Consider the following 6,763-nt stretch of genomic DNA (forward strand, 5'->3'; position numbering starts at 1 on the left):
ATGCTTACCAATCCGCAGACGGTTTTGCCGTAGCGATGGTAGCCCATGCATCGGTAGTAGCGCATGCCGTCGCCTCTCGGGCCGTCCCATCGCCGGTCCCATACTTGGCCGAATGGGGTTTCCGCATCGCTTGCATACGATGAGGCTGGCCAGCAGCGATCGGCACGTCGGCCGCGCTTTGCCACCGAGGCGGCTTCGCTTTTGAATCTCGGCTTGCGCCGCATCCCATGTATCAACATCAACCAACGGTTCATGCACGCCCTCGCTGATGATCCAATCTTCGGTCGGGTTCTTTCGCCAGTCTTTTTTGGTTCGCGGACGGAGCGTCCCTTGCGAATCCAAACCGAAGAGCGAACCCATTGAATGCCGGTTCCATGCGATCGCGCCTTTGTAGCATGGGTTACGGAGTAGCTTGCCGATGCGAGATGCGTTCCATGCCTGTCCCGCCGGAGACGGGACGCCTTCTTTGTTGAGCAACTGGACGATGTAATGGAAGCCGTAGCCCTTCACGCAGAGCTTGAACATGCGCCGCATCGTTTCAACGCGGTCCGGCGTACTGGGAACGTAGCGAATGACGTCGCTCTTGGCCTTCTTGATGTGTTGGCCCTTGGGAATCACCCGAAGCAGCTTTCCGGCCGCGTCGTATTCTTGCTTGCTCCCGTCGGGCATCCAACGAAGCGTTCGCAAAACCGTTCCATCCGACGCAACGACCTGCTTATCGTAGCCATACGGAGCGATCCCACCGGGCGCGGATTTGCGTTCGCGGATGTTTGAGATTTGACCGCGAATGGTATCTTTCGCCAGCTTCAATGAATACTGACGGGCCTGCCATGATTTGACGCCTTGAATCAATTCGCCTTCGTCGCCCTCGGGAATACCGTCTGCCGCGAAGACGGCCCGAACGCCGACCATACGAAGGCGATGCAAATAGTAGCCGGTCTCGTTCGTTCCGCCGCGCGAGAACCTAGCGATGTCGTAGCATACGATAACATCGAAGTCGCGTCCGTTTTCGGCCGCGTCAATCATGTCGGCGAATGCATCGCGACCGCGCGTACTCGTACCCGAGAGCGCGTCGTCGATGAACCAGCGAATGATTTTGCATCCGTTTTCGCTGGCCCACTTTTCGATGTACGCCTTTTGGTCGGGGATCGATCGTTCTTGCATGTCCGTGCTGCGGCGAGCGTAGCCGACCGCCGGAATCAATTTCCGTTTGCTCATCGCTCGGCCTCCGTCATGCGTTGGTGGAATTGCCAGAGATCGATTTCGGCATCGGTTGCGGGGCGGACGACCAACACGGAATGGGGATCGATTGAATCGGCATTGGGATGCCGTTCATCGCGGTAGAGCTGGCGTAGCCGATCAAATCCGACGTTTCGGGCATCGTGTTCGGACTCGCATTCGACTAGCACGTAGCGGGACAGGGTGGCAACGTAATACGTTTGGTTTGGGTTTGGCATGTTTGGGTTCCGATAAATCGAGAAACCGCGAGGCGGCGAACCTCGCGGCGTGAAGGGCGGTTGTCGGCGTTGCCGCTACGCGTTGGTGAAGCGGCCGGGCGCGGCCTTCTTGAATCGGGCGTCGGCGCCCTTTCGCATGTCGCGTAGGATCGCGGCGTACAAGGTCGCGTCGGGCGTTTTCCCGCCGGGCGATTTCCAAAGGCCCTTGGCCTCCATCGCCTCTACCATCTCTTTGCAGCTCATCGGTTTGCGGGCCTTCTTCAAAATCGCCAGGGCCGCGTCGATCTGCGACATCTTTTTGTCGGCCTTCTTGGCGGGCGTTTGCTTCGCGCTCTTGGCGGTTTTGCGGGCGGTCGTTTTCTTGGCGGTTGTGTTGGTCTTTCGTGCGGCCATCGTTTTGGTTCCCGTTTGTTTGGGGCGTTTCGTTTTCGTTGGCAACCGTTGCCAACGGGACCACACAGTTACCTCTGATTGAAAAACACATCCAGCTAGTTCCGGCCATGTTTTCCCAGTATTTTCCGGGCTTTTTTCATCCCGCCAAAAGTTCGGACAATCAAAACAAATTGTGTCATGGTCCGTGGCTGTTCCCGTGGCCCTGAGCTCGGCCTACCCCTTGGCCGAAGTACCTAAGGCATGTCAGACGACGCGCACCGCGCGTCGTCCCAGGCGTCGCGTGAAACCGCGCACGCCCTGGGGGTACTAGGGGGTGTGCGTGCTGTCTGTCACGACCGGTTTCGGTTCGGCAACCGAAGCAAATCGAACATGCCGGTTCGCATCCCGAGACCACCGATGCAACCTTCCGCTTCGCTCTGCCCGCTTGAGCAACCGTTCGGCTGCTCGCCGCGCCATGCCGCTTTCAACGGCCGTATCGAGGATCGCAGCCATCGTTTGCGGTTCGGGCGAAACGAAGTCGCATGCGAACTGCTCGGCCAGCTCTTCGGGATCGGTTGATGGCGTCTCCGGCGCTTCGCGCTGCTTCTTGCGGCGCGGTCGCTCGGGTTTGAGATCGAGCGGATCGAGATCATCTGCCGGCATGAATGTTGGGAACGCAAACCGGAGACAACGCGGTTCGATGGGTGGCCATGAGCGAACGGCTGCGTCTAATACGATTGCATCCGGCTGTTCGTACTGACGAAGGATCAAATGCGTATCGGTAGCCCGCGATTGGCTTCCCGCTCCCGCGCCGACGTCGGTTACGCTCTTGCCGGACTGGTTTCCTTTGCTCGAATGATGAACGAGTACGAAACAACAACGCAGACGGGAGGCAACCGCATCGATGAGATTGTAGACGCCTGCCATCGCGGCGTTGTCGTTTTCGTCGGTGTTCTTCGGCATGAACCGATAGAAGGCATCGAGCACAATCAATTTGAACCGGCCCGGTTCGATCGATTCGAAGTCGGCTGCGAGCGATTGGATGTCTTGTAGCCGACCACGAACGTTGACCACGAAGATGCGGTCGGCAACGTCGGCCAGATCGATACCGCGAGCGTTCATTACCTTCGGGATCCGGTTGGCGGTTGTCTCGCTATGCAATTCGTTGTCAACGATCAATACATCGCCGCGTTCGCAAGCGTAGCCATCGAGCCAGGGCTGGCCGGTTGCAACCGACAACGCCAGATCGGTCACGAGCCAACTCTTGCCGACCTTCGGGCTGGCAATCACGTTCATCGTTTCGCCCTCGCGTAGCAAGCCGTGAATAACCGGCTTGCGAAGCTCGGGATGTTCGGCAATCAACTGGCCGATCGGTTTGAATGTGAACGGTTCGGATGGGATCTTGCATCCGCGATCGGCCTTGCATTCGGCGTCTCGCAATCGGCGAAGAACGGCATCGTTGTTGAGTAGCATCGGGAGCGGCCGTTTCCAATGGTAGGCACTGATGCATTCCAAAGCTTCCTGGTCGCGCAAATCGTATTCAACGCAACGGCAGCAGGCGGCGAACAACCGATGCGAACCGTCTTTGTGGTCGATCAAATCCATCGCCATCAAGTCGGCCAGACATTCGTTGAACGCCTTTCTTCGTCTTGGCGCGGCATTCGGCTTGTCGGGCGCGTCGTCGCCCCACAGCCAATTGCAAAGCGAGTCCAAAGCGTCTTGCCCGTCGGCGATTTGGTGCGGCGTGTCGGGCATCGTGCGGCCGGTAACGGCGAAGAACCGGTTCTGGTCGTAGACCTCGATCTCGCCAACGCCATCCGGCCCGAACCCGTCTTTACGACAATTTGATACGCCGCGTTTGCTGGCCCGCAGAAACGCCTTCACGCCCGTCCCCGACGGCGAGACTTCGGTGTATGTTGCCAAGGCGGCAACCGTATCCGCGCCCCACACGAACGCACCGTCGGCGTTCAGGCAACGATCGATGTCCACGCCCGCATACGGATCCTCGGCCGTGAATACGAAACCGATGCCCGATAGATTCGGGTGGCGTTTGAGCGTATCGCAGGCCGCTTCGTACGTATCCCATGTCGAGGGATCGTTGGCCTTGGCGAATCGCCGCGTTGACGGCTCGATCGTTACTTTGGTTGGTTTGCCATCGCGGACGATCGTTTGCCAACAAACCCATTGCGGGATCGCTTTGAGCTCGTCGGGAATGTTGTCGTATTCAACCCTTGGAGGATTCGTCATTGACGGCCTCCGTTTGTCGGCGATCAAATTGTTTCAATAGCCACACTCGTAGGGCGTCGATGCGCCGTTGCCGGGCATTTTTGCGTGGCTTTTCGTATGCGACATCGAACCGATAGCGGCCGACATTGTTTTTCGGTTCGTCCATGACCTTCCGCTCTGCAATAGAAACAAAAAGGCGGACGCGACGTCTCATCCTGAAACCCAAAGTCAGAAACGCCGCATCCGCCGGCGAATGATTGGCTGGGTCGATTGGTAGGTGGTTTGCCGGTGTAGAGACCGGTCTTTGCGCGGCAGATGCCTACGCCTCGCCTTTAGCCTTGTAAGCCGCTCGGTGATCGGCCATCGCCGCTCCGTAATCGAAGTAGACGCGCCAGGTCGCTGCGAGCTTGTTAGGCTCGGCATCGAACCCGAAGAATTCGACCGTCGGCGATTGCTTGCCTTGTAGGAACGCGACGATCATCGGCATATCGGCTTGGCTTCCGAACAGATACCAAGCGAATTCACTTGCGCTGCCGAAACGTGCAGTGTTCGACAAACGCGGTTCCGTCTCTAGCGAAACGATGTTCCGCATCGCGTTGCCGGTCGGCGTGTTGTCTGCCGTCTGACGCAGGTACTCGCTTTCCAGCAACGTCTTTGCCGTATGCTGAAGTTCCGGCGGGACCAACAACGTCCGAGGTTGAATGTCGAGATTGCGATCCTCTTTGTCCCGTTGCGAAAGCATCCGAGAAACACCAACGCGAAGCGATTCAACCGCCAATGCGGTATCAACGCCTTCGTCGTAATTACCATTGGCGGCTTTGAAGAACGTCCCGTCCGAAGCCAGCAAGACGTTGAACACGAGATCGTTGAGCGATCGCATCGCTGCGCGACCCAGCGACCGAGCGGTATCATCGAACATCGACAAGTCATCGTTGATGATGTCGCGGCGATCGATCGACAGCATCTTGGCGAACGTATCAATCGAGAATTTGTATGTCGCCTCCTCGATGCTGCCGTGTTTGATTTCACCCCCGCGCGGCAATTCATCCAAATCGCCGGTTTGGCTTGGACGAACGCCAACGTGGTCCATGAAGTCCGTTGCCGACTTGATCGCCGCGAACGAACGCCATGCGGCGGGCGCTTCGCGGTACGCCTCGAAAAGAAGTTTGTTCGCAGCATCGCCGAGTGCAACCGGCAGCGAGTACGATGACAATGCTGCTCGAATCATCCCGTCGCGTCCGCCAGTCGCTTCGCGTCCATCGATCTGAAGCGCGGCCCGACAGAGATCGAGCAGGTTGGTCGCCTGCAGATCACGGGCTCGCTGGGTAACGTCCGCGCCGATACGTTTCTCGGCAACGGCCTCGTATCCCATGTGCGAGAGGATAGCCGCTTGCAAAACGTTCCCGTCGGCCATCGCTCCTCGCTGCGTAGAGTACGTTGGCGCCTTCGGCCGCGAAGCTCGCACGACCTCCAGTTCCGTTTTGGTTGCGTCCCAACCTTCATCGATGGCCCGCACCTCGATGTCACCATGCTGCGTTCCGCACAACCGGCGGATCGCAGCGATACGTTTGCTTTCGGCAACCGCCTCGGTGCGAATGGTCTCGGCCGTTTGATCAACCGATTCGGTTTCGTTCATTTTCAATTTCTTGTAAGCCGCGGAAATCGTGACCGACGTATTCCCGTCTGCCCCAATCGCAACGATAGATACTTCCTTAAGCACACCCGCACGAACGAGCGTTAACCCACTGGCGGGCGAGGTAATCGCCACGCCGTTTACTTCGACCGTTTCGCCCGCCCGAACGCGTTCGTAGCGTGTCGGCGTGACACCGACGGACGCTTGGAAACGAAACCCGCTCTTGGCCAACTCGATGACCTGCTTTGCGGCAACCGTTGATGGCGTGATCAAACCGCGAACCAACAACTTGCCGGTCGCGATCTCGGCTTTGCCATGCCCAACGATCCCGCCAAGCGACGAATCGTGGTCGGCCAGGATCGATACCTGCTCGGCCGATGCATCGATGCCCGAAAGCTCCAATGCAACCGGTCCCCAGCCACCGACGTTCATCAAACCGCCGGTATAGGCAACGATCGATACCGTCGGCGAGCGGCCTTTGGCTTCGATCCGTACGTCGGGCGAAGCGATGAGGAGCGTATCAGCTACCGCGACTCCTGCCGGGGCCGCGTGCTCGAATGTAGAATCCATGTTCTTCCTTGAGCTTGGGTGGTGGTTCGTAGCCTGCCCGAAGAAGCTTTGGGGCTAGCCTCGCCAATTTGCGAAGGACGGTTTTGTCAGAGACACCGACCTCCTTGGCGGTCTTGGTGGCGTTGCCTTTGTGCTTGATGTAGGCACTGCAAAGCCGCCGGTTTTTTTCGCCTTCGATGTGTCGAAGGATTTCAGCCTCGGTAGGTTTCGGTGCGATGTAGTCCGAAGGCTTCTCGCCAGACTGCAGGCCATCCTCGACATGGCTGTTTCCAGCTTTGTCTTGGGTCACCTCTGGCACGGGTGCCTGCCGAAATTTTCGATCCTTGCGTCGCGTTAGATCGATCGCGTTAACCAGATCGCAGTAGACGCATCGATAGATGAAGGTCGTGCGAGCCGCGCCGCTCGAAGGTTTCCAGATCGGAGGTTTGTTGACGAAGTTGGTCAGTACAATCTGAACCAAGTCATCGCGTTCAATCCGCTGCGGATAAAGTTTGCGGGCGATCTT

7 protein-coding genes and 2 pseudogenes are annotated in these 6,763 nt (G+C 58.2%); 1 reads left to right on the top strand and 8 read right to left on the bottom strand.

The genetic code is table 11. From position 1 onward, the window contains the following. Nucleotides 1–8: 8 nt before the first annotated feature. The 7 genes and pseudogenes from GE027_RS23795 to GE027_RS19005 all read right to left on the bottom strand — a co-directional run. A pseudogene (locus GE027_RS23795) lies at nt 9–254 on the bottom strand (hypothetical protein); the annotation flags it as partial. Then, a pseudogene (locus GE027_RS18980) lies at nt 208–1,218 on the bottom strand (recombinase family protein); the annotation flags it as partial. The pseudogenes GE027_RS23795 and GE027_RS18980, both read right to left, overlap by 47 nt. After that, entirely contained in the window at nt 1,215–1,457 is a 243-nt protein-coding gene (locus GE027_RS18985) for a hypothetical protein (RefSeq protein WP_153558800.1), read from the bottom strand. The gene GE027_RS18985 and the pseudogene GE027_RS18980, both read right to left, overlap by 4 nt. Before the next feature lie 75 nt (nt 1,458–1,532). Then, nucleotides 1,533–1,850 (bottom strand): winged helix-turn-helix domain-containing protein, encoded by a 318-nt coding sequence (locus GE027_RS18990; RefSeq protein ID WP_153558801.1) that lies wholly within the window; start codon nt 1,848–1,850, stop codon nt 1,533–1,535. A 306-nt stretch (nt 1,851–2,156) separates the two neighbouring features. After that, on the bottom strand, nt 2,157–4,076 hold the full coding sequence (locus tag GE027_RS18995) for an AAA family ATPase (protein WP_153558802.1): 1,920 nt from the start codon (nt 4,074–4,076) through the stop codon (nt 2,157–2,159). Beyond that, nucleotides 4,054–4,221, bottom strand: coding sequence for a hypothetical protein (locus tag GE027_RS19000; protein WP_153558803.1), 168 nt, complete (start codon nt 4,219–4,221; stop codon nt 4,054–4,056). Before GE027_RS19000 ends, GE027_RS18995 begins: the two co-directional genes overlap by 23 nt. A gap of 153 nt (nt 4,222–4,374) precedes the next feature. After that, a complete protein-coding gene (locus tag GE027_RS19005) occupies nt 4,375–5,823 on the bottom strand; it encodes a phage major capsid protein (protein WP_162006820.1) in 1,449 nt (482 codons plus the stop codon). Between the two features lie 88 nt (nt 5,824–5,911). Here GE027_RS19005 and GE027_RS22875 point away from each other — a divergent pair, with 88 nt between their 5' ends. Further along, nucleotides 5,912–6,136: a hypothetical protein gene (locus GE027_RS22875; RefSeq protein ID WP_162006821.1), complete on the top strand. Its 225-nt coding sequence runs from the start codon at nt 5,912–5,914 to the stop codon at nt 6,134–6,136. A 72-nt stretch (nt 6,137–6,208) separates the two neighbouring features. Here GE027_RS22875 and GE027_RS19010 read toward each other — a convergent pair. Then, nucleotides 6,209–6,763 (bottom strand): sigma factor (locus tag GE027_RS19010; protein WP_153558805.1); only part of this gene is annotated, 555 nt, incomplete at its 5' end.

Origin of the sequence: Roseimaritima sediminicola (assembly GCF_009618275.1) — a bacterium.
GTDB classification, from domain to species: domain Bacteria; phylum Planctomycetota; class Planctomycetia; order Pirellulales; family Pirellulaceae; genus Roseimaritima; species Roseimaritima sediminicola.